Source organism: Bacillus chungangensis (assembly GCF_030812995.1).
GTDB classification, from domain to species: Bacteria; Bacillota; Bacilli; order Bacillales; family Bacillaceae_C; genus Bacillus_CF; species Bacillus_CF chungangensis.
The window spans coordinates 20247-45900 of sequence record NZ_JAUSTT010000003.1 but is presented as its reverse complement, the minus strand read 5'-3'; the positions used below and the strand labels follow the sequence as shown (position 1 = coordinate 45900).

General features: G+C 37.3%; 22 protein-coding genes. 15 read left to right on the top strand and 7 right to left on the bottom strand.

Annotated elements, in window-relative coordinates:
- Positions 1-2: 2 nt before the first annotated feature.
- Complete coding sequence (locus J2S08_RS03370; RefSeq protein ID WP_307226675.1) at positions 3-1250, top strand: MFS transporter; 1248 nt, start codon at positions 3-5, stop codon at positions 1248-1250.
- 451 nt (positions 1251-1701) lie between these two features.
- On the opposite strand, the gene J2S08_RS03365 is transcribed toward J2S08_RS03370, so the two are convergent.
- Positions 1702-2559 (bottom strand): MBL fold metallo-hydrolase, encoded by an 858-nt coding sequence (locus J2S08_RS03365; RefSeq protein ID WP_307226673.1) that lies wholly within the window; start codon positions 2557-2559, stop codon positions 1702-1704.
- A 4-nt stretch (positions 2560-2563) separates the two neighbouring features.
- Positions 2564-3013, bottom strand: coding sequence for a MarR family winged helix-turn-helix transcriptional regulator (locus tag J2S08_RS03360; protein WP_307226671.1), 450 nt, complete (start codon positions 3011-3013; stop codon positions 2564-2566).
- A gap of 289 nt (positions 3014-3302) precedes the next feature.
- On the opposite strand from J2S08_RS03360, the gene J2S08_RS22390 reads away from it, so the two are divergent.
- Both J2S08_RS22390 and J2S08_RS03355 read left to right on the top strand, forming a co-directional pair.
- Positions 3303-3398, top strand: a complete 96-nt coding sequence (locus J2S08_RS22390) for a topoisomerase DNA-binding C4 zinc finger domain-containing protein (protein ID WP_370875622.1) — start codon at positions 3303-3305, stop codon at positions 3396-3398.
- Positions 3399-3623: 225 nt separating this feature from the next.
- A complete protein-coding gene (locus J2S08_RS03355) occupies positions 3624-5267 on the top strand; it encodes an SLC13 family permease (RefSeq protein ID WP_307226668.1) in 1644 nt (547 codons plus the stop codon).
- Between the two features lie 173 nt (positions 5268-5440).
- Here J2S08_RS03355 and J2S08_RS03350 read toward each other — a convergent pair whose 3' ends face one another.
- Genes J2S08_RS03350 through J2S08_RS03340 form a run of 3 tightly spaced genes read right to left on the bottom strand, consistent with a single transcriptional unit; the run spans position 5441 to position 8806 of the window.
- Entirely contained in the window at positions 5441-6496 is a 1056-nt protein-coding gene (locus J2S08_RS03350; RefSeq protein WP_307226666.1) for a DctP family TRAP transporter solute-binding subunit, read from the bottom strand.
- A gap of 14 nt (positions 6497-6510) precedes the next feature.
- The gene (locus J2S08_RS03345) at positions 6511-7200 is read right to left on the bottom strand and encodes a response regulator (RefSeq protein WP_307226664.1); all 690 of its coding nucleotides are present in this window, start codon (positions 7198-7200) and stop codon (positions 6511-6513) included.
- Entirely contained in the window at positions 7175-8806 is a 1632-nt protein-coding gene (locus tag J2S08_RS03340; RefSeq protein ID WP_307226662.1) for an ATP-binding protein, read from the bottom strand. Before J2S08_RS03340 ends, J2S08_RS03345 begins: the two co-directional genes overlap by 26 nt.
- A gap of 502 nt (positions 8807-9308) precedes the next feature.
- Between J2S08_RS03340 and J2S08_RS03335 the strand changes: the two genes are divergently transcribed.
- The 6 genes from J2S08_RS03335 (at position 9309) to J2S08_RS03310 (ending at position 16411) form a co-directional block, all read left to right on the top strand.
- Positions 9309-10235 carry an ABC transporter permease gene (locus tag J2S08_RS03335; protein WP_307226660.1) on the top strand — a complete coding sequence of 309 codons (927 nt, stop codon included), beginning with the start codon at positions 9309-9311 and terminating at the stop codon, positions 10233-10235.
- Positions 10236-10240: 5 nt separating this feature from the next.
- Positions 10241-11194 carry an ABC transporter permease gene (locus tag J2S08_RS03330; RefSeq protein ID WP_307226658.1) on the top strand — a complete coding sequence of 318 codons (954 nt, stop codon included), beginning with the start codon at positions 10241-10243 and terminating at the stop codon, positions 11192-11194.
- 5 nt (positions 11195-11199) lie between these two features.
- Entirely contained in the window at positions 11200-12207 is a 1008-nt protein-coding gene (locus J2S08_RS03325) for an ABC transporter ATP-binding protein (RefSeq protein ID WP_307226656.1), read from the top strand.
- A gap of 20 nt (positions 12208-12227) precedes the next feature.
- Entirely contained in the window at positions 12228-13862 is a 1635-nt protein-coding gene (locus J2S08_RS03320; RefSeq protein WP_307226654.1) for a peptide ABC transporter substrate-binding protein, read from the top strand.
- 232 nt (positions 13863-14094) lie between these two features.
- Positions 14095-15060 carry an ABC transporter ATP-binding protein gene (locus J2S08_RS03315; protein ID WP_307226652.1) on the top strand — a complete coding sequence of 322 codons (966 nt, stop codon included), beginning with the start codon at positions 14095-14097 and terminating at the stop codon, positions 15058-15060.
- A 313-nt stretch (positions 15061-15373) separates the two neighbouring features.
- Positions 15374-16411 (top strand): copper amine oxidase N-terminal domain-containing protein, encoded by a 1038-nt coding sequence (locus tag J2S08_RS03310; protein WP_307226650.1) that lies wholly within the window; start codon positions 15374-15376, stop codon positions 16409-16411.
- Between the two features lie 246 nt (positions 16412-16657).
- Here the strand turns inward: J2S08_RS03310 and J2S08_RS03305 are convergent, their stop codons facing one another.
- Together J2S08_RS03305 and J2S08_RS03300 are read right to left on the bottom strand one after the other, a co-directional pair.
- A complete protein-coding gene (locus J2S08_RS03305) occupies positions 16658-18046 on the bottom strand; it encodes an aspartate aminotransferase family protein (protein WP_307226649.1) in 1389 nt (462 codons plus the stop codon).
- A 181-nt stretch (positions 18047-18227) separates the two neighbouring features.
- A complete protein-coding gene (locus J2S08_RS03300; RefSeq protein WP_307226647.1) occupies positions 18228-19088 on the bottom strand; it encodes a MurR/RpiR family transcriptional regulator in 861 nt (286 codons plus the stop codon).
- Between the two features lie 309 nt (positions 19089-19397).
- Here J2S08_RS03300 and J2S08_RS03295 point away from each other — a divergent pair, with 309 nt between their 5' ends.
- The 6 genes from J2S08_RS03295 (at position 19398) to J2S08_RS03270 (ending at position 25590) form a co-directional block, all read left to right on the top strand.
- The gene (locus J2S08_RS03295) at positions 19398-20399 is read left to right on the top strand and encodes a TAXI family TRAP transporter solute-binding subunit (protein ID WP_307226645.1); all 1002 of its coding nucleotides are present in this window, start codon (positions 19398-19400) and stop codon (positions 20397-20399) included.
- Positions 20400-20459: 60 nt separating this feature from the next.
- On the top strand, positions 20460-22430 hold the full coding sequence (locus J2S08_RS03290) for a TRAP transporter permease (protein WP_307226644.1): 1971 nt from the start codon (positions 20460-20462) through the stop codon (positions 22428-22430).
- Positions 22431-22888: 458 nt separating this feature from the next.
- Positions 22889-23731 carry an SPFH domain-containing protein gene (locus J2S08_RS03285; protein WP_307226642.1) on the top strand — a complete coding sequence of 281 codons (843 nt, stop codon included), beginning with the start codon at positions 22889-22891 and terminating at the stop codon, positions 23729-23731.
- A 5-nt stretch (positions 23732-23736) separates the two neighbouring features.
- Positions 23737-23910, top strand: a complete 174-nt coding sequence (locus J2S08_RS03280) for a type II toxin-antitoxin system antitoxin (protein WP_307226640.1) — start codon at positions 23737-23739, stop codon at positions 23908-23910.
- Positions 23911-24340: 430 nt separating this feature from the next.
- Positions 24341-25060 carry a MerR family transcriptional regulator gene (locus tag J2S08_RS03275; RefSeq protein WP_307226639.1) on the top strand — a complete coding sequence of 240 codons (720 nt, stop codon included), beginning with the start codon at positions 24341-24343 and terminating at the stop codon, positions 25058-25060.
- The gene (locus J2S08_RS03270; RefSeq protein WP_307226637.1) at positions 25057-25590 is read left to right on the top strand and encodes a hypothetical protein; all 534 of its coding nucleotides are present in this window, start codon (positions 25057-25059) and stop codon (positions 25588-25590) included. Before J2S08_RS03275 ends, J2S08_RS03270 begins: the two co-directional genes overlap by 4 nt.
- The last annotated feature ends 64 nt before the right edge of the window (positions 25591-25654 follow it).

The following is a 25654-nucleotide window of genomic DNA, read 5'->3' as shown; positions in this document are numbered from 1 at the left end:
ATATGCCGACAACCGTTGCAGTAAATCATCAAGCTTTAGTACCACTAAGAAAACAAACATCTTTTATCATACTTATTATCACTTCTTTCCTTGCTAGTATTAGTTTCTCAATGTTTATTTTTACGCAATCGTGGTTTGTTTTACAGCAGCTTCATTTTAAAGCTGGTTTAGGTTTTATTTTTATCGCTTCCTCCGTGCCGAGAATTATCTTTATGGTGTTTGGCGGTGTCATTGCTGATAAGGTGAAAAAAACCCGTATTATTTTTCTTTGTATGCTGATCGAAGTAATGCTTGTTTTTAGTATCATGACAACACTTCGATTAGGGATTGAATCGATATGGGTATTTGTTATCGTTGCTTTTATATTCGGAATTTCTGATGCATTGCAAATTCCAGCACGTACTTCGCTGCTGCCGCTATTGGTAGACCAATCCCAACTGACAAGGGCGAATTCTATCTACTCCTTAAATGCTTCAGGAGCTGGAATCGCAGGCGCTTTTTTGGCAGGCCTATCGATTCATCAAATCGGTTTTTATCAAACGTTTCTTTTTATGATTATACTAACCGGTACTGCTGCTTTCTTAACCTTTTTTATCCGCTACGAACAAGTGAAGGCAACGGATGGCAACGGAAAAGAAGCACCATTTTTCACCTCATTGAAGGAAGGATTTTTATACGTAAAAAGCTCTAAGTTCTTAGTTGCATTGTTTATGCTTGCTGTCCTGCTTAATTTTTTTATTGCTGGACCAATGACGATGGGCATTCCAATTATTGCTGATCAAGTTTTTGGCGGTAAAACAATTATCTTTTCCATGTTGGAATCTACTTTTCTTAGTGGAACGATATTAGGCGCGATTACTTTAAGTATTCTCAATCTTAATAAGCATAAAGGAAGAGTGTCGCTCATTGCGATTACATGTGCTGGTATATGTTTGTTTTTTGTTGGTTTTACGAGTACACTTGCAGTAATGCTTGGGTTAATCGGAAGTATAGGATTATTAATATCATTAACAAATACACCACTCATGACACTGCTTCAAGCAAATACAGATACAAAAATGCTAGGAAGAGTGATGAGCTTCTTAATGGTTGCAGCTATGGGACTTACTCCACTGTCATACGGATTGACAAGTATTTTAATAACGGTTGGATTAAGTATTCAAACCATTATTTGGATTAGCTCTATTCCAGTAATCTTTGTTAGCGTCTATACGTTTTTGTTTGTTCCTGCCATTAGAAATGCTAATTAAATAGGTTGTGAAGATGACCGTTGTGCAGAAGCAAAAATGAAAAACTCAAATAAAAACCGATGGAAAATAATTTTTTCTATCGGTTTTTTCATTTTAAAATAATCGAGTAATCGGATTATCGTGTGAAAAGAGGGTTAAAAAGAACCCTCCTCCATTATCTTAGTCAGTGTGGAAAAATCAGCACCATAATTACAAGTAATTATAAAGAATGTCGTCCACTTTGTTAAAATAATTCCCCATTTTTTCGCCTTTTCTACTCATTAATCGATCCTCCAAATTAAAGTAAAGATATCTTTACAGTTGATTAATCTTGCTTCCACACATATCCGATTTATAAAAAATAAAAAAACGCCTGAGCATTTCACTTCTCAGACATTGAAATAATGAATATTGTTTCTATGTTTTGTTTCGATATTCAGCTCGTTTTTTAGGTGTTTCATGGTTCTCTAGTTTAACCAAATGATAATCCGTTAATAAAACAATCAACAATTTCTTCTTCTAACTGACTTAATTTACGATTTAGTTGAGTAGATAGCTCATTAACCAAACTCAAGTGGTTTCTTTGATGTTTTTCTGTTAAATCACAAATTAACTTCAATAACCTTATATAACCCATAAAATCATCTTTAAATAATGGAGGTTCATGCGAAAGCACATAGATTTCGGCATCAAACATTTCAATATTTTCTAAGAGATGTCTAACATTATCAATCTTATATTGTGGTTGTTGTGTGTAAATACTTGGATACAAGCAGTCACCTAAGAAAAGTACTTTTTCTTCCTCTACAAAAATGAGTGATGAGTCATCAGAATGATCTCCACCTACATGTTTGACTACACACCGAATACCACCTAAATCAATCTCAAATTTTTCTTTAAAAGTAATATTAGGTAAAGTGATGGTGATATTTCTGTCTACTCCAAATTCTTTTTTTATCATTTCTGAACAAAACTGATTCTCTAAGCCTTTTTCTACACGATTATCTAAAGCTTCGTCTGACCAATCATATTCCATCATTTTTTCAAGATGCATTTTTGTGTTTTCATGTGCTATGGTTAACATATTCATCTGATTTGTTCCAAAGCTATGATCCCAATGCCAATGTGTTAATACTACAGAATGATAATTAGTAATTTGACATTGATCTAGTTCACCAAGAAATAACTTAGCATGTTCATCAGAATTTCCTGCATCTACAATTAAAGATTGGTGAATCCCACATATGGCAGACAGTATTGGTCGATCTGTTTCAGGATCATGCGGTAAATAATGTATACGATTGGTTAGTTGTTTCAAATTTTTCCCCATTATCTTAACTCCCTTTGTTTATGTAAGTTCCGACAATCTTATTTAATGTATCAAGAACATTTTTTAACTCTGTTAAGCTTACTTTCGAGTAATATTTTTCTACAAGAATGTCGTCAATTTTTTTAAGAAGCTGATGAAACTCTTGACCCCTATCCCCAAGATAAATAAAGGTCTCTCTACGGTTTATTGAATTCTCTTGACGATATATCATTTTCATTTCTTCAAGCTTTGAAATTACTTGGCTAACCGCACTATTTGAAATACCAAAATGATTTGCAATATCTTTCGCAATTACCGGCTTATTACGAATGATATAAAACATTATCATTTCTTGTTGAGGAGTTAAGTGAAAGTTCTCTAATTCCTCAACCTCTTTGGTTTCTTGTAAAACTAACAACTTGAACTGCTCAAATTTTTGATTGATTTTGTCTATCATTATTAAATAATCATGCACAGATTTATCATCCCCTAATTCATGAATAGTTAAGTTAAGTTTACTTAACAATTATATATTTGTCAATTATTAAAGGTATTCGAGAGATACGGAAAAAAATTCAATTCACTCTAATCATATTTGTTTAAATAGAATTTTACACAATCGATCCATGACGTGAAGATGAGATTATTTTGGTAAATAATGTTAAATTTACATGTTGATGTTACATTGGACACTGCTCATGATGATGAATTTTATGGTTGCCATGATATGCACAAACGCTGTCTAGTGTATGATTCAAAAATAAATGGCAACAAAAACAGGGAAGTACGGAAAGTTTAGAGGCTGTGTATCTTATCCGAGTTGTGATTTTAAGGAGGATTATCAACATACGGGAAAATAATTTAGTGGATAGTACGATGATTTGTGCTTCCTTACCTATCTTGTTCGGTAGTCTAATGTATATTTATTTTACGGTGTATTCCACACGATAATCCGAATACCCAAAAAATCAAAGTTCCTCCCAAGACCAAAATGTACAAAAAGACCATTATGTCCAAATCACTAATGAGAAATGATAGCGCTTTATAATTAGAATTGTATAAATATAATAGGGGGACAAATAGAAATGAGCGGTCATGTGTTTACAACACTTTGGAAGAACTTATGGGAACAACATTCCAAAGTAAAGCATATTTTAACCTTTTCACTGCCTAAAGAAAGTTCTATTAGCGCGCAACAACAAGAGCAGAAACAGGTGGAGGCACCTCAACAAAAACCGCCTATATTTAAAAAGCCACAGCTCATCGGATTCATTTTAGGACCTGCACTATTTACTTTTATCATGCTTTTTCTTTCTCCAGAAGGAATGAGTTCTGAGGCTAAAAGTGTTTTAGCTAGTACTGTTTGGATTGCAACTTGGTGGATTACGGAAGCGATTCCCATACCAGCCACTTCTTTATTGCCGATCGTTCTATTTCCAATGACAGGTGTTTTAGGAACCGGTGAAGTTACAGCATCGTATGGCGGTACGACGATTTATTTATTTTTAGGAGGATTTTTAATTGCGCTTGCAATGGAACGATGGAACTTACATAAACGAATTGCATTAACGATTATTGCAGTGATTGGAACGAGTACACAACGCATTGTATTAGGATTTATGGTAGCGACGGGGTTTTTATCGATGTGGATTTCTAATACAGCGACAGCGTTGATGATGGTTCCTATCGGTTCGGCAATCATTTATCAAATGTCGAGTTCTATGAGCGGCCAGAAAAATGTCATTGTTCAAGAGGATAAGAATTTTAGCAAAGCGTTGATGCTTGGGATTGCATATGCAGCGTCAATCGGCGGTCTTGCTACTATTATTGGAACACCTCCAAATGCAATTTTAGCGGGAGTCATTCAAGAAATTTACGGAGTGAGAATTTCCTTTGTTTCTTGGATGATGTTTGGTGTGCCGCTTACAATCGTGTTATTAGGATTAACTTGGTACTTTTTAATAAAAGCACTTCCTTTTAAAAGGAAGGAAATTCCTGGTGGGGGAGAGATTATAAAGGAACAAAAAAATGCATTAGGAAAGGCGAGTTATGAAGAAAAGGCTGTTTTAACTATTTTTCTTTTAACTGCTTCCTTATGGATTTTTTATCCTTTCGTACCTGCTAGTTGGGAATGGATTGCACTAGATGATACGATGATAGCTATTTTAGCAGGTGTGCTCCTCTTTATTATTCCATCCATTAATCAACGTGGGACAGGCTTATTAGATTGGCAAACAGCTAAAAATGTACCATGGGGAATTTTACTGCTTTTTGGCGCTGGTTTGGCGATTGCTGCTGGATTTAGCAAAACAGGGCTTGCAGAATGGATAGGCAACCAATTAACAATTGTACAAGGTGTTCAATTTATTTTTGTTATTACTATTGTGACGACGCTTGTCATTTTTTTAACAGAAATTACATCCAATACAGCAACGGCAACAATGATTCTACCAATTATGGCATCTTTAGCGTTAGCGATTAACATTCATCCTTACGCATTAATGATTCCGGCTGCAGTAGCAGCATCTTGTGCATTTATGCTGCCTGTTGCGACACCGCCAAATGCTGTTGTCTTTGCCTCAGGAAAAATAAGAATCGTTGATATGGCTAGAATCGGGTTTTGGATTAATATCATTGCGATTATCATCATTGTTTGTGCAGTCTACTTATTGCTGCCGCTTGTATGGGGGATAGATTTGCAAGTCTATCCAGATGCATTTAGAAAGTAATCTTAGATTCAAATTTGGAAAATCTAAGAAAATGATAGAAAGAAGTACTAATCACTCATGATGCTTGTCTGAAGATCATGAGTGAATTCATTTAAGCATACTTAGCGCTTCTGATTCTTCTTATTCCTTGAAGTGCGCCATTTAGATGTGGGATAAAACCCCTCCACAGATCATCACCTTATTGCTTCTTGTAATTTCCAAACTTCTGCCATGATTTCTTTTCCAATGATAGGTTCATATTTTTCGTAAATTGGCGACAGCGCTTCTTTCCAAAGATTCCGTTCACTTTCAGTAAGGTAATGTATATTCAAACTTTCACTGCTTTCCACTTTCAATAACATGTCTTTGTTGTGTTCTTTTGCATAAGTCCTTAGCCATTCCGTCACTTCTTCCATCGCTTCCATGATGCTATTTTGATGATGAACAGGAAGGGTATCCCAAACCTTATCATCCATTAACACAGCATAGCCAAGGTAATTATGGTTGCTAACCGTCATATACTTTTGTTGTTGATACAGCCCTTTAGAATAAATATTAGAAAGTGTATTTTCAATTCCGTCAATGTGTTTCCTTCTTAATGATTCATAGATTTCATTAAAGGGAAAGCTTTGAGAATATGCTCCAAATGTTTGATACATGTCAATTAACAATGGGCTTGGCATGATGCGAACGGTTAGCCCTTGCAGATCAGCGGGTGTCACTATGGGACGAATATTATTTGTAAATTGCTTAAAGTTGTTATCCCAAAAGGCGATTCCTTTATAGTGATATTGTGCAATACTTTGAAACAATAATTCTCCTAACTTTCCGTCGAATGCACGTTCTACCATTTCTTCATTCTCAAAAAGAAAAGGCAAGTCAATGACAGTCCATTTCGGATCATGCACCGCAATTTCTGAAATGGCAGGAGCAATGATTTGTACTTCATTTTTTTTTAACGCTTCAAACTCCCCTTGTGCATCATTAAGTACCCCGTTTGGAAATACTTGAACTTCTACCCAGCCGTTTGTTTTTTCCTTCACTAATTGTGCGAACCTTGAAGCGGCAATGCCCTTTGGTGTATTTTCTGCAACGACATGACTAAATTTTAGTATGTATTTTTCATTTAAACCTTGCAATTCATGATCAACTGCTATCGGTTTGGGAGCGTATGTATTTCCGAACCCTATATAGATAGCTGTTGCGATTCCAACAAGCAGAAATGAAATAATGGAGATGATTCCTTTCATTGTCTTCACCTATATTATTTTTTTAATTTATATCGTTGAATCGGACGCCCAATCGTTCCATAAGATAATTCCATTTCAACCTTGTCAATCGTAACTAAATAGTTTAAATATCGTCGGACTGTTACACGGGCAAGTCCAACTTCAGATCCAATTTTTTCTGCTGACTCTGCAATATCGATTTGCTCCAAGTGTGCGTAGATTTGATTTAACGTATGTGTATGCAGTCCTTTTGGAAGACTTTCTTTTCTTTGTTGTTTATTTTTAGCCATGACTTCATCTAGTTTATCTTGGGAAACTTCTTCTGCCTGATGGAACTGAAGATAGACATTTTTATACTGATTTAATGCTTTTTGCAATCGTTCAAACGTAAACGGTTTAATGACATAATCAGTTACTCCGTTTCGCAGCAATGTTTTAATCGTATGAATGTCATTAGCAGCGGTAACGGCAATGATATCTACATCTATCTGTTCCTGTCGCAATTGTCTTATTAAGTCTAGACCGTTTTTTTTCGGCATAAATATATCTAATAGCACTAAATCTGGTTTAAGCGCTATTATTTTTTCGAGTCCCTGTTCGCCTGTTGCAGCGATGCCTGTGACAGCAAATCCATCTACTTTTTCAATAAACATGCGATTGACTTCCTGTACCATTGGATCATCTTCAATTAATACGATTTCAATAAGATGATTGTTTTTCATCATGTTTTGGACTCATCCCCCTTGTCATCGGCAAAGAAATAGAGATTGTTGTACCTTCTTGTTCCTTGCTATCGATATGCAGACTGCCTTCAACGCGGTCAACAATAGATTGAACAAGGAACAATCCAATGCCTCTACCTTCACTCGCTTTTGTTGAAAACCCTCTCGTAAACATTTGCTTTTGGACAGCAGCGGGGATTCCTGAACCAGTATCACTTACTTGAAGCAGCAGCGCTTCTTTTTCCTCTTTGACTAGTAAATAAACATTCTTTTCATCTATTACCTTCGTTGTAGAGAGTGCATCAAAGCTGTTATCTATTAGATTTCCTAAAATGACAACGATATCATGAATTGTAATTCCTTCAGGATAATGAAGAAAGGAACTTGTTTTATCAACTATTAATGAGATGCCAAGTTCTTTTCCTCGACTAATTTTTCCTAGTATCAACCCAATGAGACTATCATCTCTAAATTGTTGCATTAACTCCTGGGAAAGTCCAGTTTGTTCTTCCGTCCAATCAAAAATATATTTGAGTGCTTTTTGCTTTTGATCAAGCTGGATCAGTCCAGCAATCGTATGTAATGTATTGGAATATTCATGGTTGCGTACTCGCAATGCATCAACAAATGCTTGTACACCAGTGAGTTCTTGCGCTAGCCTGTCTACGTCTGATTTGTCTTGAAAAATGGCGACAGCTCCTAACGTTTTTCCTCCATCTGTAATAGGGATTCTGTTGCTTAATATCGGACGATTTTGAATGTAAAACTCGCGCTGTAGAAGCGGCATTCCTAAACGAAGTATTTCAGGCAGTCTTGTATCAGGTATTACATCTTGAATTTTTTCGCCAATGGCATATTTTTTTACATTTAACATTTTTTTTGCTGCTTCATTTATAACGGTAATTCGTTCTTGGTCATCAATGGCGACAACCCCTTCCTGGATGGCGTTAAAAGTAGCTGTTCGTTCAACGAGAGTACGGGCAAGCTCATCTGGTTCCATTTCAAAAGTTTGACGCTTAATATGACTTGCTAATAGCCAAGCTCCCCAGACGCCAAATAATATTGTAATCAATGTGATGACAAAAGCAGAATGGCGGAATTCATAGATAATGCTAGATAAACTTGGAAGTACGTTGCCAACTACTGCAACTCCAATCTGTTCACGATTTTGATTGAGTATTGGGACAAAAGCACGAACAGTTTGAGTATTATCGGCATTTGCTTTAGAAAGATAAATATGTTCAGAAAAGGCAGCATCTTCATCCCCGCCCGTAAATTTTGTATGTAGCCGTTCCGGAATCGGGTGTGTCAGCCGTTCACGATTCATATTTAGAATGACAATATAATCATTTCCATTGATCATCCGTATACGCTCTACTAGTGGCTGTAATATTTCTGATGCATAATCGAGCTCAATGCTCATTTGCACCATTTGATTTTGAGCGATGAGCTGACCAGTATGCATCGCTTTTTGCGATAATTCTTCTTCTTTAACATCCTTTACATACCCTAAGAGGATGATCCCAATCATGATCAATGAAAAAGCAACAATGCCAAAAGCCAAACCAGTTATTTTCCATCGAATCGGTAAATTTGCAATTAATTTCACTATGATTCTCCATTTCTCTGATTACAACAATATAACCACATTTTCATTATCGACGGGGTAACATCTATTTATTTGGATATAGGTAGATTTTTTATAAGATATAAAAAAATCAGCCACTTTCAATTATACAGTATAAGTAAAATAAGTAAAAAGGATGAGGAATAGAGAGGTACATTTTCTAAAGATGAAAAGTGATGTCTTTCTCCATTATATATGTTTCAGGGTAAATGTTTGAATATTAAAAAATAATGATCATGTACGGAGGAAATCATTCATAGAATAAGCTTGACTACTATATTTTATTCCACAGCTAATTGACTGAAAAGAACCTCATTTTAATAGTCAGAAGCTTCGAAGAGTTTAGGTTGGGATGGAAAGTCAAATAATCTGATTGGTTTGGCTTGCAAGACAGAAAGTGAATTTTTCCAATCATCATTTGTTTGAATAAGCCAGCAGGACATCATTAACAAAAAAACAAAAAATTTTTAGGATGTGTATGGGGATGGCTGCCTATATCTTCAAACGATTTATGGCAATGATGATGACAATCTGGGTGATTGCGACGTTAACTTTTATGTTAATGCACGCTGTTCCAGGATCGCCATTTAATGTAGAAGGCAATATGAGCGACGCGGTTCAAAAAAACTTAGAGTCGCATTATCAGCTTGATAAGCCCATTTATATTCAATATTTGCGTTATTTAAAATCGATTGCCATGCTAGATTTTGGCCCTTCCATTAAGCAGCCTTCACAAACAGTAAATGACATGATCGGAAGAGGATTTCCTGTTTCATTTGAGCTAGGAATGATTGCGCTTGTCATTGCAGTTATTTCGGGTATAACGCTCGGAGTAATCGCAGCTTTAAGACATAACGGTGTGATCGATTATCTAGCGATGACCATTGCAGTGCTAGGAATATCGATCCCCAATTTTATTATGGCAACGATGTTGATACAGCAATTCGCTGTTACATGGGGAATTTTTCCTACTGCAACATGGGCTAGTGTGAAGCATATGATTTTGCCGACTGTCGCCTTAGCAACTGGACCGATGGCTATTATTGCTCGTTTAACGAGATCGAGTATGCTTGAAGTTCTTACACAAGATTATATCCGTACAGCGAAAGCGAAAGGATTATCACCAACTAAAATTATCATAAAACATGCGCTCCGAAATGCGTTAATGCCAGTTGTCACGATTCTAGGTGCATTAACGGCGGGCATCTTAACTGGCAGCTTCGTTATTGAAAGGATTTTTGCTATTCCTGGCATGGGAAAATACTTCGTAGAAAGCATTAATAATCGCGATTATCCTGTTATCATGGGGACGACGGTTTTTTATAGTGCATTTTTAATTTTTATGTTGTTTTTAGTTGATTTAGCATACGGAGTACTAGATCCGCGTATTAAGCTGCATAAGAAGGAGTGAGCTGTTTGGGGGCTTTTAAGCGGGACGAGTTTAAGTTTCATCATATTCCAGATGAGTGGTTTGCAGCAAAGAAAAAAACAGCATCAGAGAGAGAGGCTGTCGTGCGTCCAAGCCTATCTTATTGGCAAGATGTTTGGAGAAGATTAGTAAACAATAGACTTGCGATGGGTGGACTATTTATTCTCATTCTTCTTGTGATAATGGCTGTGTTTGGGCCATTTATATCAGGCCACAATGCAACGAAGTTGACACTTAGCAATCAAAATCTTCCACCATCTAGCGACTATTGGTTCGGAACGGACGATCTTGGAAGGGATGTCTTTACAAGAACATGGTATGGTGCGAGAATATCACTTTTCGTTGGTCTTATGGCCGCATTAATCGATTTTATCATTGGTGTAATCTATGGGGGCATAGCTGGTTACAAGGGCGGAAAAGTTGATAGTGTCATGATGCGAATTGTAGAAGTGTTGTATGGATTGCCGTATTTATTAGTTGTCATTCTATTAATGGTTGTCATGGGTCCTGGACTAACGACGATTATTGTTGCGTTAACTGTGACAGGTTGGGTTGGTATGGCGCGAATTGTCCGCGGTCAAGTACTGAAAATAAAAAACGATGAGTTTATATTAGCCTCCAAAACATTTGGAACGAGTACTGCTCGCATTATTCGAAAGAATTTGCTTCCTAATTTGATGGGAACCATTATTGTGCAAATGACGTTAACCGTTCCAAGCGCTATTTTTGCAGAGGCATTTTTAAGCTTTCTCGGTTTAGGAGTGCAAGCGCCATTTGCAAGCTGGGGTGTGATGGCAAATGATGGATTATCATCGATATTATCGGGACATTGGTGGCGAATATTTTTTCCAGCTTTTTTTATCTCTTTAACAATGTTTGCTTTTAATGTCATAGGTGATGGATTGCAGGATGCGCTTGATCCTAAGTTGAGGAGGAGGTGAAAGGAATGGAAGAGGTGTTAAAGGTGGAAAATCTTCATGTTTCTTTTGCTACGTATGGCGGGGAAGTCCATGCAGTACGCGGCGTTCATTTTAAATTATATAAGGGGGAGACGCTAGCAATTGTCGGAGAGTCAGGCTGCGGAAAAAGTGTTACTTCTCAAAGTATTATGGGACTCATCCCAAAGGAATCTGGAAAGGTGAAGCAAGGGGCTGTCACTTTTAAGGGCAAAAATTTAACAAAACTATCTGAAAAAGAAATGCGGTCAATCCGCGGTCGTGAAATATCGATGATTTTTCAAGACCCTATGACTGCTCTAAATCCCACATTATCTATAGGGGATCAATTAATGGAAGCAATTATCCAACATCAAACTGTATTTAAGCGAGAAGCAAAACAAAAAGTAGTAAACATGCTTGATCTAGTTGGCATCTCTAATCCACGAGAACGTTTAAATCAATATCCTCACCAATTCAGCGGCGGAATGAGGCAAAGAATTGTTATCGCAATGGCCCTTATTTGTCAGCCAGAAATCATCATTGCGGATGAACCGACAACTGCTTTAGATGTGACAATTCAAGCGCAAATTTTGGAGCTTTTTCAAGAAATTCAACAAAAAATTGGCATATCGATTATTTTAATTACCCATGACCTTGGTATTGTTGCTCAAGCAGCGGATCGCATTGCTGTTATGTATGCGGGGAAAGTAGTGGAAATCGGAACTAGAAAAGATATTTTTTATCAACCTCAGCATCCATATACGAAGGGGCTTTTAAACTCAGTGCCTCGTCTTGATTTAGAAGAGGAACAACTAATCCCAATCCCTGGATCTCCGCCAGATTTATTTTCTCCACCCGAAGGCTGTCCGTTTGCGGCTAGATGTCCCTATACAATGGAAATATGTGATCGGCTTTATCCTTTCACTAATCAACTTTCTTTACAACATCAGGTCGATTGCTGGCTTCAAGATGAAAGAGCACAACAAAGAAAGCACGCATCTAAGCATCATCATTAAAATAATGGGGGGGGAAGAAAATGAAAAAACTGTTGCGTATTGGAGCGATGCTCTTCCTTGCAGCAGCGCTTGCAGGCTGTACAACGACAAGGGATGCTGGAAAGGAAGATAGTGATAATAAAAACAATGAAAATAGCAAAAAGAATGAAAAAGTGCTGCGCTTAAACAATGGAAACGAACCAACTTCATTTGATCCGCCGGTAGGTTTTGATTCAGTTTCATGGCAAGCATTAAATAATATAATGGAAGGATTGACGCGTTTAGATGAGAATCATATGCCCCAGCCGGCAACAGCTGCAAAATGGGAAGTTTCAGATGATGGGAAGACATATACATTTTATATTCGTGAAAGTGCGAAATGGTCAAATGGAGAGCCTGTAACTGCAGGTGACTTTGAGTTTGCTTGGAAACGATTGCTAGATCCTAAGACTGCATCTCCAGCTGCTTTTCTAGCTTACTTTATCGAAGGTGCAGAGGATTTTTACAATGGGGAAGGTTCTAAAGATAATATTCAAGTGAAGGCAGTAAACGATCAAACATTGGTCGTGACATTAACGAGTCCTCAAGCTTACTTTTTGAGTGTGATTGCAAATCCTTGCTTTTTCCCAATTCATCAGAAGACGGCGGAAAACAATCCGCAATGGTATGCCGAAGCAGAAACATTTGTTGCGAACGGTCCATTTAAGCTTACAGAATGGGTTCATGACAGCCATTTTATAATGGAGAAAAACGATCAATATTGGGATGTTGATCAAGTAAAATTAGATAAAATTCATTGGGGAATGATCGATGAAACAAATACAGAATATCAGATGTTTCAAAGAGGTGAATTGGATACAGCGGCAATACCGCCTGATTTAAGTGAACAAATTTTGGCAGAAGGGAAAGCTGGTTTTGAAGAGCAGGCAGGCATATATTTTTATCGTTTTAATGTTAATATGGAACCGTTCCAAAATAGAAAGATTCGCAAAGCATTTGCAATGGCTATTAATCAGCAGCAAATTGTTGATTATGTTACGAAAAGCAAGGAGAAAGCTGCTCATGCTTTTGTATCCTATGGTTTTCAAGAACCAAGCGGGAAAGAATTCCGTGACGTAGGAGGCGATCTTGTCGTTTTTGATGCAGAAGAAGCAAAAGCGCTATTAAAAAAAGGAATGAAAGAAGAGGGCTATACGGAATTACCTGAAATGATATTAACGTATAATACGAGTGAAGCGCACAAGAAAATTGCAGAAACGCTCCAAGAAATGATAAACACAGCTTTAGATGTTGACATCAAGTTAGCTAATATGGAATGGAATGTATTTACCGACGAACAAAAAGCTTTAAAACTTCAGCTCTCACGTGGAACTTTCTTGGCTGATTACGCAGATCCAATTAATTTCTTAGAAAACTTTCAAACTGGCCACACGATGAATCGAACTGGCTGGAGCAATGCAACATATGATCAGCTTATCCGCGAGGCAAAAAAAGAAGGAAACGAAGCTAAACGCTTTCAAATCATGCATGAAGCTGAAAAAATCCTCTTTGAAGATATGCCAATTTTTCCTGTTCACTTCTACAACCAAACATATTTACAACATGAAAAGGTAAAAGGAATCATTCGTCATCCGGTCGGCTATATCGAGTTAAAATGGGCCGATATCGATGTATAGCATAAGCATTTTATATACAATCGTGTAATGAACGTGCAAAGCGCTGCGAATACAGAGTGCCACGTAAAAGGTTTGTGGTGCTCTACTTATTTCTTAGCCAAAATAAGAAAAGCTAATTAGGATACCAATATGCTGAAATCTAGAAAACGATAGGGTTGATCAATTAGAAAGTACGATTCATGAAAACACAGTGTGCTGTACGACGTTATTGGCAATAGACGGAGGTTAAATGATGCAAAAAGATATATTACTAGAAGTGAACAACTTAAAAAAATATTTTGAAGTTGGAAGAGGAAAATTATTGAAGGCAGTTGACGATGTCACGTTTCACATATATAGAGGGGAAACATTTGGACTCGTTGGCGAGTCAGGATGTGGAAAATCAACAACAGGACGCGTAATGATGCGCTTATATCAGCCAACAGACGGAGAAGTTCTTTACAATGGGAAAAATGTTCACAACATGAATGCTCAAGAAAAATTTGCCCATAATCGAAAAATGCAAATGATATTTCAAGACCCATATGCCTCATTAAATCCGCGTTCAACGGTTCGGGAAATCATAGGAGAGCCGATGGAAGTACATGCATTGTATCCAAGAAAGCAAGAGCAATTAATGCGAATATATGAACTGTTAGAAATTGTTGGCTTGAATCATGATCATGCTAATCGCTACCCGCATGAATTCAGCGGCGGACAGCGGCAGCGCATTGGAATCGCCCGCGCATTATCACTTAAACCGGAATTTATCATCGCTGATGAACCAATATCAGCCTTAGATGTCTCCGTACAGGCGCAGGTCGTTAATTTACTGAAAAGACTGCAAAAAGAACAAAGGTTAACCTACTTATTTATTGCACACGACTTATCAATGGTAAAACATATTAGTGATCGAATTGGCGTTATGTATTTAGGTAATATAGTTGAACTAACGGAAAGTCATTTACTATATAAAAAACCTTTGCATCCTTATACACAAGCATTACTTTCTGCAATTCCAATCCCAGACCCAGAGATAGAAGAAAAACGGGAGCGGATTATTTTAAAAGGAGAGATGCCGAGTCCGATCAGTCCGCCAAGTGGATGTGCATTCCGAACTCGTTGTGCAGAAGCAATGGACATATGTGCTTTTCAAAAGCCAATATGGAGAGAGGTCGAGAAGAATCATTTTGTTGCTTGTCATCTGTATAATGGTTGAAAATAGGGAAAATCCCCACAATTGATAAGTATCGTTAACGCTGTCTGGCAATTTTAGCAAATGAAATGCTTTTAACATTTCAAAAAAAGCAGTCTTTGCATCAATAGATGATATAATAAATAGACTAGAAATGAGAAGAGAAGTTCAAGGGCTGCTGTTCTTTTTTTTCTAATATGGAATCGCCATTTATCCGTATATGATCTTAATGAAAATGTTCATCTATTTTACTAGATGAATAGTATTGATGAAAAAAGTTCCTTAAGCGGCCCGTCAAAGTCTCGAAACTTAATAAAGAAATTGGAGAATGATTTCAATGAAAATGACAAAAGTATTAGGAAGCGCTGCCTTATTCACTGCTATATTCGCAACAACGATGAATCCTGTATCTGCGGCATCTAATCAGGGCAATCCAAATCAAGTACAAGCTCTTGGTTCAGTTGGTGGACTTGAGTATCAGCTTGTTGTAAACGGTAATGGATTATCAAAAGATCAACTATACGTAAATGCACAAAATGAAATAATGATCGCAGCCCGAATGATTGCAGAACAATTAGATTATCGACTAACTTGGGATGAAGGAACACAAACGGTTGAGTTTTTTAAGGGAAATCAATGGTTTATGGCCAAAATTGGCGAAAATCGCTACAACATTGGCAAAATGTATATTACTTTGGGAACCGCGCCAGAGCTGCAAAATCAAAAAACATACGTACCGTTATCATTTATCAAGGATGTAATGGGGGAAAACGTCACTATTAGTGAAGCAGGAACTGTCATGATCTCTTCTCAAGAAAACATAGAGATGGATGAACCGATGAAAGAAGGAACGATAACGAATATCACGACAGATAAACATGGCACTCAAGTAGAGTTAAATGGCTTTATTTACGGTCTCCGTCTTAACATTACGGAAGAAACAGAAATCATTGCTGAGGACAATTGCAATCTCACAGCCTCTGATCTTATGTCAGGAATGGCAATCAAAGTGGTGCCCGATCGATTTGCCACTTTAAGTATTCCGCCGATGACAAATGCTAGAAAGATTATTGTAAAAGAAAGTTCCTCTCAAGCTATGTTCGGCACAGCTGGTGAAATCACGAAAGTAACAACTTTATCAGACGGTGGAATGCAAGTGACTGTTAAAGGCGAAAAGATAGCAAATGAAGGCTACGAGCAGATTGTTCTAAATTTGACGAAAGACACACAAATTCTTGGGACAAAAGAAAATCAGTCGCTTCGAAGTGGAGAGCTGAAAAAAGGGATGAAAGTCTACGCATTCTATGGCCCAATGACAACGAAAAGCATGCCGCCAATTGGAACAGCGATGAAGATTTTAGTGGAAAGTGAGTAAGGAAGAGGAGTATAAGAGAAGCTTGTTTGAAGCGAACTTCATTTGTACTAAAAAATGTTGAATGAAAAAAATCTTCTTTGAACGATAAAGCTTTACAAGATAGAAAAATAAAAATATTATTCATGTATTGCAAGGCATACAAGCGAAAGTATTTAACAATATAGGTTGTTTTTTATGAAATAGGAGGGTCTCCTTTGTATGAGTTTTAATGAATGCAAAAAAAAGGGGCCCTCTTTATCGTGTCATTTAGTGATCTTGTTTTTTCTGTAACACTATTTTCAATGCTTTTTCATGGGCAGCAATCGTTTTTAAGATATCTTCCTCACGATGGACGGTTGATAGAGAATAGCGGTTCATCGGTTTCAGGTAAATGCCTAATTTCAACAGTTCCTCGTCAATTGCTTGACGAAATGAAATATCTACTTCCCACATATCACGATAGTTCCGAATCGGTTTATCAGTAAAAATGATATTAAAGATGCTGCCCATGCCAACGGTTTGCATCTGAATGCCATAACTTTTGTACATCTTTTCTAAGCCAGTGCGCAGCTTATTTGTTTGTAATGTTATTTCGTTCATTGTATTCGCTTCTTCTAATAGATAAATCGCTTCTAAGCCTGCCGCTAACACCATTGGATGGCCGTTGTACGTACCACTATGAAAAACAACGTCATTTGTAGCAGCACTTTTCTCTCCGATTGAGAAAATATCACTGTGCAGTTTCGGTGCACTTATCATCATGATATCTTTTTGCCCGCCGACGGCACCAATTGGATAACCACCGCCAAGCACTTTTCCAAGTGCAGTTAAATCAGGATGTACCCCATAAACGCTCTGGGCACCGCCTAAAGCCGCTCTAAACCCTGTCTTTACCTCATCAAAAATAAGCAGAATGTTTAACTCTTTTGTTATTTTTCGCAATCCAATCATAAACTCTTTATCAGCTGGAATAAACCCGCCTTGCACAGGTTCTATGATAACGGCAGCTAACTGTTCTGCATGATTTCGCAACAACGTTTCCGTCGCCTCCAAATCATTAAAAGGCAATACGATTGTATTATCTAGTTCTCTTTTCGTAATTCCCTTCGACTCAGGTACAGCGTTCGGTTGAACTTTTGCACCTGCAAGCTTTTTGTCTGGATTGACACTAACGAGAACATGATTAAAGCCGCCATGGTAATGACCTTCGAATTTAGCGATTTTTTCTTTGCTTGTATATGCTGTTGCCATTCTAATCGCTAATAATGCCGCCTCCAATCCGGAATTTGTAAATCGAACCATATCAATCCCAGGATAGAGCTGAATCATTTTTTCAGCCATCGTTATTTCCAGCTCATGTGGAGTTCCTAGAATAGTAGTACCAATAAGACGGAAATGTTTTTCAACCGCTTCCATTATTCGGGGATGTCCATGTCCAGTGATAAGTGCTCCATAACAAAGCAAATAATCAATGTACTCATTTCCATCGACATCAATCAGCTTGCTTCCACTGCCGTTTTTCATCACAATTGGATAAGGTGGGAAAAACTTTATATTTGCGGAGACACCCCCTGGAATAACATTGCAAGCTTTTTTAAAAAACTGTCTAGATCCTTCTGTTCGATTTTTCCAGCTAGCGTCATCTTCATTTTTCACTTTTTTCACCTCACTAAAAATTTAACCGTTTTCATCTTTCATTATATGCTGGTAATATTTGAAAATGCAATTATATATTTCATATAAAGTTATAAATGAAATAAAAATTTCATAAAATAAATGTATCCGTTCACTTCCAACGTCAAGATGATTAGCAGAACGCTGAAGACGTTCTGCTCCGTTACATTCTCTTGTAAAATACATCATAATGATCCCAAATTTCCTCTAAATTTTCTAAGCGTTTATCAATTTCTGCGTGTTTTATTCTTCCGATATAGGCAATAAGTGCATTGATTAAACTTAAAGGTGCAACAAAAGAATCGAGGAAAGAGGGCATCTGACTCGAAGAAAAAAGTGAAATGTCAGCATAGGATGTGATAGGAGAGAGTAGGTTATCTGTTATGGCAATAATCGTTGCCTGTCTTTGGTGAGCGTAAGAAACAACATCAATGGTACTTTTTGTATAACGAGCAAAAGTAATGCCAATGACAACATCACCCTTATTTACATTGTAGATTCGCTCAAAGGCAGATTCAGTAGTGTGAACCAGCTCGCTGTTGCCAAAAATAATATCGAAATAATATTGAAGAAAGATTGCTAAAGATACGACGCTTCTGTTAGCTACAATATATATTTTTTTTGCTTCTAATAAATATTGAACTGCCTGTTTAAAATCTTCTATATTGACATTTTCCATCGTTGCTTGAATATTTTTCATATCGTCTTGAAAAATCTCATAAACGCTTTGTTCTGTCTTGTTATATACTTTCCTTGACAGTTCCAACCGTTCAACAGTGTTTAGTTGCTGTTCAACAGATACAATCATCAGCTGTTGCATCTCATGATAGCCTGAGAATCCTAAAAAATGAGCAAAACGAATAATGGTTGCCTCACTTACTTCAGTCATTTTAGCTAATTTATTAACTGTTAAAAATGGCATAGAATACGGGTTCTTTAGCATATAATTCGCTATTTTGATTTGTGATTTACTCATGTTTGGCATTTGGCTGGCAATTTTCTTATATACATTTTGATGCCTCATGATGCATCTCCTCCTCATACTATATTAAATATCGGGGCTTCATTATATTTTTAAAAGGATTTTATTTCTCGGCAGCGAATAACATTATAGAAGAGTCAAAAAAAACATTCGTATACTACAATAAGATGATTCAGGAACCATTTTACCTTAAAAGGAAGGAGGAAGTATATGTCATTCATATGTATATATAATTAAAGATCCTTTCGCTTTAATTATCAGAATAAACAATCAAATCCAGCTATCTTTAAATATTGGTGGAAAAAGACTGTTACTACAAATGAAAGCGCTACCAAAAAAGGGGAGAAGAAAATGACAAGAAAATCGTTTTGGCCACTTGCAATCATGTTCGTTTCTGCATTATTTTTTACGGCTTGTGGAGGAGGAAAGACGAATATAGCAATTGGTCCAGCAGCAAGTGAAACGCAATCGATATCTAGGCTTATCATGGAAGCATATAGCATTAAAGATAGTGATTATAAGAAATATCAAGAAGGTTTTGGTGATGCAGCTGATTTGCTTCAAGATGGAAACATTGATATCTCTATTGGCATCTTAGGGCTCCCTACTGGAAGTATAGAAAGTTTGCAAGCTTCAACAGGAGATGTAGAAATGCTAGAACTTTCTAATAAAGCAATTGAATTTATTGAGAAAAATAGTGAGTATAGAAGATATACAATATCAGCTGAATCATATGAATTCCTAAATAAAGATATCGAAACGGTGACTGCCTATGCGATTTTAATGGCAAATACGGATACAATTGATGAAGAGTTAGGCTATGAGTTAGCTAAAGTAATGATCGAACATGCTGAGGAAAATACACATAGTCAATCCGCTCATATCGTACTCGCGAATGCATTAAATGGCTCGGAAGGACTCCCGATTCACCCTGGTGCAAAGCGCTATTATGAAGAAAAAGGGCTAACAGTTGAAAATACTCTTGCAGAGTTGTCTGCTGATGCTGATAAACGAAAGAGCGAATTTATACTTGGTACTGGCAGTCAAGGTGGAACTTATTATCCATTAGGTGGCGAGATCGCGAATTTATGGAATAAGTATATGAGTGGGCTTAATGTTACGAATACAGAGACTGGTGCGTCCGTAGAAAACTTAGCAAGTATTCGTGATGGCTATCAAGATATTGGGATGACTGTCCATGTTCCAGCACTAAATGCAATAAATGGAACAGGAGATTTTAAAGATAACAAAGTAGAGAATTTAGCATTTATTGGCCATATTTATCCCGAAGTCGTCCAGATTATTACACGCAAAGCATCGGGAATCAATAGTTTAGAGGAAATAGGAAACTAACAAGCTTTTTTAGAGGGGAAGGGTTCGTTTTTTGATAATTTAGAAAATGGAGGTGATGGAATGGATGAAGATCGGCAAATAAATACACAGGAATTGCTTGAAAAATATGATAAGGAATATCATTACCGTCAAAAACTCGGTAAATGGGGATGGATTGTCGCTTTTTTAGGAGTATCTCTTACATTATTCCATCTATATACAGGATTTTTTGGAACGTTTCAAACACAAATTCAAGGGGCAGTTCATTTAGGAACAGCACTTGGCATCATCTTTTTGTTATTTCCAGCGAGAAAAGGCTGGCATAGGAAGCAAACAACCGTACCATGGTATGATATTCTGTTAGCGTTTATTGCTTTATATGTCGTTTATCACAAAATCATCTTTTTTGATGAATTATTGCAAAATCGAATATCTGGCTATAGTTTTTTCGATACAATTGTCTCCATTATTGGTATCTTGCTTGTTTTAGAGGCTACGAGAAGGACAGTCGGCATCCCGATTATAATCGTAGCCAGCATCGCAATCTTATATACTATTTTTGGGAAATATATCCCGACACAGCTGCTTTCCCATCCAGGTTTTGCTATTGAGAGAATTGCTAATTATCTTTGGTATCGAGAGAGCGGTGTGTTTGGAACGCCTATACAAATTTCTGCAAAATTTATTTTTCTCTTTCTTTTCTTTGGGGTTGTTCTCGTACAAACTGGAATCGGAAAATTTTTTAATGATTTGGCGTTCGCTTTAACAGGCCGTTTTACTGGAGGTACGGCAAAGGCTGCAGTAGCTGCAAGTGCTTTACAAGGAATGGTCTCAGGAAGTTCTGTCGGAAATACGGTGGCTTCAGGATCGTTCACGATTCCGATGATGAAAAATGCGGGTTTTAAACCAGCATTTGCTGCTGCAACGGAAGCTTCTGCATCAACAGGCGGACAAATTATGCCCCCATTAATGGGGGCAGCAGCCTTTATCATGATGGAGTATATTGGCGTTCCTTATTCTACTATTATGCTCGCAGCTCTCATTCCGGCATTGCTTTATTTTACAGGAATTTTTATGGGCACCCATTTTGAAGCAAAGAAACAAGGGATTTTTGGATTGCCAAAATCACAATTACCTCCATTAAAAAAAATAATGGTTCGCTACGGATATATGCTGTTGCCGCTCATTATTATTATTGTAACGCTATTAAGCGGATTTACACCACAAAGGGCAGCATTATTTGGAATTGGCAGTGCCTATTTAGTCAGCTTTGTTCGTAAAGAATCACGTCTTAATCTTAGGCAAACAGTGAAAATGTTTGAGCAGGGGGCAAGAGTGGCATTGCCAGTCATTGCTGCTGTTGCAACTGCTGGTATTATTGCAGGTGTTATTAGTATGACTGGACTTGGTTCAAAATTTGCGGCAGGAATCATCGCTTTAGCAGGGGAGACACTGATATTAGCATTGTTCTTTACGATGATTGCCTGTATCGTTCTTGGGATGGGACTGCCTACAACAGCCAATTATGTCGTAACAGCAACGATTGCAGCACCAGCTTTAATCAATGAATTTGGCTTAACAGCAATTGCAGTTCATATGTTTGTTTTCTATTTTGGAATTGTAGCCGATATCACACCGCCAGTTTGTTTAGCTGCTTACGCAGGAGCAGGGATTGCGAGAGCGAATCCATTTAAAACGGGAGTGATTGCTGTCAAGCTGGCAATTGCTGCATTTATTATTCCATATATATTTGTATACAATCCTATTCTCGTTTTAGTAGATGTTGCACCAATACCGTTGATTATAGCAATCGCAACTGCATTAATCGGAATGATGGCAGTGAGCAGTGCAATGATTGGGTTTTTTGTCCGTACCATGAATATGTTCGAGCGAATTATTTTATTTTTAGCAGGGATCATGCTGATTACACCGCAAAAAGCAATTGATATTGTTGGCATCGTTATGATTGGAGCGATGTGGTTTTGGCAAAAGCGCCGTCCAGATGGCGATCAGCGTTTATCTGCTAAAAATAGAGAGGAGGTGAAACTATAAGAAAGCTTCATGAAACGAAAAGAGGGGGATCAAAGGACGATAAATGTTCCTATTGCCTGCCCTCTTTTTATGCTTGGTTTTAAAATCTTAATAAGAGGGGAGGCAATGTTAGGCAGCAGCCAATTCAAAGATTCATCTTGTTTTTTTGTGAAGATAGTTCTTGGCTTCTTTTTTTATGATTAAATACGATATGAAACAAGTCAGTGCCGTTGTAACTCCGATGATGATCATGATGATATACGCTTGGGCAAATTCTAAGACTGCGCCATTGATCATTTTTCCCAGCGGCACTGCTATGAGCAGCGCAGCATTTAAGAACCCGAAAAAACTCAACTCCGTCAAAACTATAGTAGGAAGTAGTAAACAACAAGTAAAAAAGTTTGTGTACCTATTTACATTATTATGAAAAAGTGATATCATAATGATAACGAAATGATGTTATACATGGAGGGATAGGCATGAAAGAAAAAAAAGCCTGGAAAATAAACGGATATTTAGGTATTTTACTCATTGTATGTTTACTTGGCTTAGGTGTCTTTATGGGTATGAAAGGGTATATACTTGTAGCCATGTTCCTGTTTGTTATTGGCGCACTGCTTATTACAGGTATTGCAACGGTCCAACCGAATCAAGCTTACGTACTCACGTTTTTTGGCAAATATGTCGGTTCAATTCGCGAAAGTGGTCTATTCTTAACGGTTCCATTAAGTATCCGCAAAAAAGTATCTTTGCGAGTACGGAATTTTAACAGTAAAACGTTAAAAGTAAATGATGTAGAGGGAAATCCTATTGAAATTGCAGCCGTTGTCGTTTTTAAAGTAATTGACTCAGCAAAAGCCGTTTTTGATGTTGACCACTATGAAGATTTTGTAGAGATTCAAAGTGAAACAGCCTTAAGGCATGTTGCCACGAAATATCCTTATGACAATATAGATGAGCTTGGCATGACGTTGCGTGGCAATGCTGAAGAAATATCGAATGAAATAACAAAAGAATTACAAGATAGACTTAATGTTGCAGGTGTAGATGTTGTGGAAGCCCGTCTCACTCATCTTGCTTATTCAACAGAGATAGCAAGTGCCATGCTGCAGCGCCAACAAGCATCAGCTATTGTATCTGCACGCCAAAAGATAGTAGACGGCGCCGTTGGAATGGCACAAATGGCAATTGAACAATTAGAAAAAAATGGTACAATTGATCTGGATGAAGAGCGAAAAGTCGCTATGATTAACAATTTAATGGTTGCAATTATTTCTGACCGCGGCGCTCAGCCAGTTGTCAATACAGGAAGTTTATATTAGAGAAAATGGCAAAGAAAAAAAGCTTTTTGCTCCGAATCGATCCTAACTTGTACGAAGCTTTAGAGGGATGGGCAAAGGACGAATTTAGAAGCGTCAATTCGCATATAGAGTTTCTATTAAGAGAAAATGCTAGAAAATCAGGTAGATTAAACAAACAAAAAGAGAAAGAAAGTGAATGAGTTTTCTTGTTCCTTTTTTTTATCAAACTCGAGAGCATGCTGGAACCACATCCGTCTTCTCTCGGGTTTTTTTATCCCACATCTAACTGGCAGTAAGACCTCCACCTCGGGGAGTAAGAGGAATCGAAGGAGTCTAGGTGGGGGAAACTGCCAGTAAATGTCCGATTGGTTCGGGCCTACAGGACGTAGGTCACAAAGGCGTTGCAACAGGACGTTGCGATCTTAGCCTTTGCTCTACTTCTTGTCCAGTAGGGGATGAGAGAAAACCCCCACTCATGGAAGTTTCACTTTATTTCGTAATCCTTAGAAGTAGGCTTTTGCTGGATTGCTGAAAATGGGATCGTGAATGATATTTCCATTTTTGTGACTATTTAAAAATACTTGTGATTGACGTAACGTCAACTAGTATAATGATTCTTGAGGTGAGAGGATGATTTCGATAAAAGCATTATCGAAAAAGACAGGAATTTCAACACGGACAATGCGCTATTATGAAGAAATTAACTTGATTCTTCCAGCAGCGAAAGATGAAGCTGGAATGAGATATTACTCTAAAGAAAATATGATTAAGCTTCAGCAAATAAGATTTTTACGCTCAATAGGTTTGCGGCTAAAAGACATTAAATTGTTTCTAGAACAAGAAAATGATCCGGTAAGCCTCCTACACAATCAGCTGCAATATGTGAATGAACAAATGGAGCAACTGAAAAACATGAAGCGTAATATTAAACAGTTATTATTTTCAATTGAGATAGAGGGAGGATTACAGTGGGAACTGCTTTTTCATCTGATGCAAAATAATGAAGCAAGTAATATAGAGAAGCACTATAAAGAAGAAATAGAGATAATGGAGAAGTTAAGAACAGTCAACTCCCAGTGGATTGCTTATTTTAAACAGATCGTACAGCTGTATGAAGCAAAAACCCCACCTGATTCGCCAAATATGCAAAAAATATGTCATGAACTTACGGAGATAACGATGGAGCTGTTTAATGGCGATAAACAAAAAGCCAATCAAGTATGGGACATGGTTTCTCAACCTCAAAGCTTTTCAAAACTTGGTGGATATCCAATCAGACAGGAGATCCTTCAATTTTTAGATGATGCATATGATATTTATGAGAAACAAGAAAGGAATCGACAAGAATGAACAATATCGTTTATTTAATTATTGCCTGTGAAATTGGCTTCTGGGTCGTTATAATCGCAGGACTTCTTTGCCGATATGTATTTAAAAAAGAAACTTTAAGCCTTGTTTTTTTTGCTCTAACACCATTGATAGATCTTATCTTATTAATCTCTGCATCTATTGATTTGTTAGGGGGAGCAACTGCTGCTGTGCCTCATGCGCTTGCGGCGGTTTATATAGGTATTTCTCTTGCATTTGGAAAACGAATGATTCAATGGGCTGATCGCTATTTTCATTATTACTTTTTGAAGGGGCCGAAACCTAAAAAATTGATCGGACTGGCATATGCAAAGGATTATTTTCAAAGCTGGCTTAGGCATGTATTGGCATTTGCAATTGGACAAGGACTTCTCTGGCTAGTGATCGTGATCATCCAAGATATGAAGCGAACGGAGGCTCTTTATTCCTTCTCTTTATTATGGTGTCTTATATTAGGAATCGATTTGCTTATAAGTGTGAGCTATTTTATATGGCCAAGCAAGCCGAGGTAAATAGCAGCAGTACTGTTTTGTATTGCTGCTATTAGGTAACCCAATAGTCTTATTGGTTCCCAGC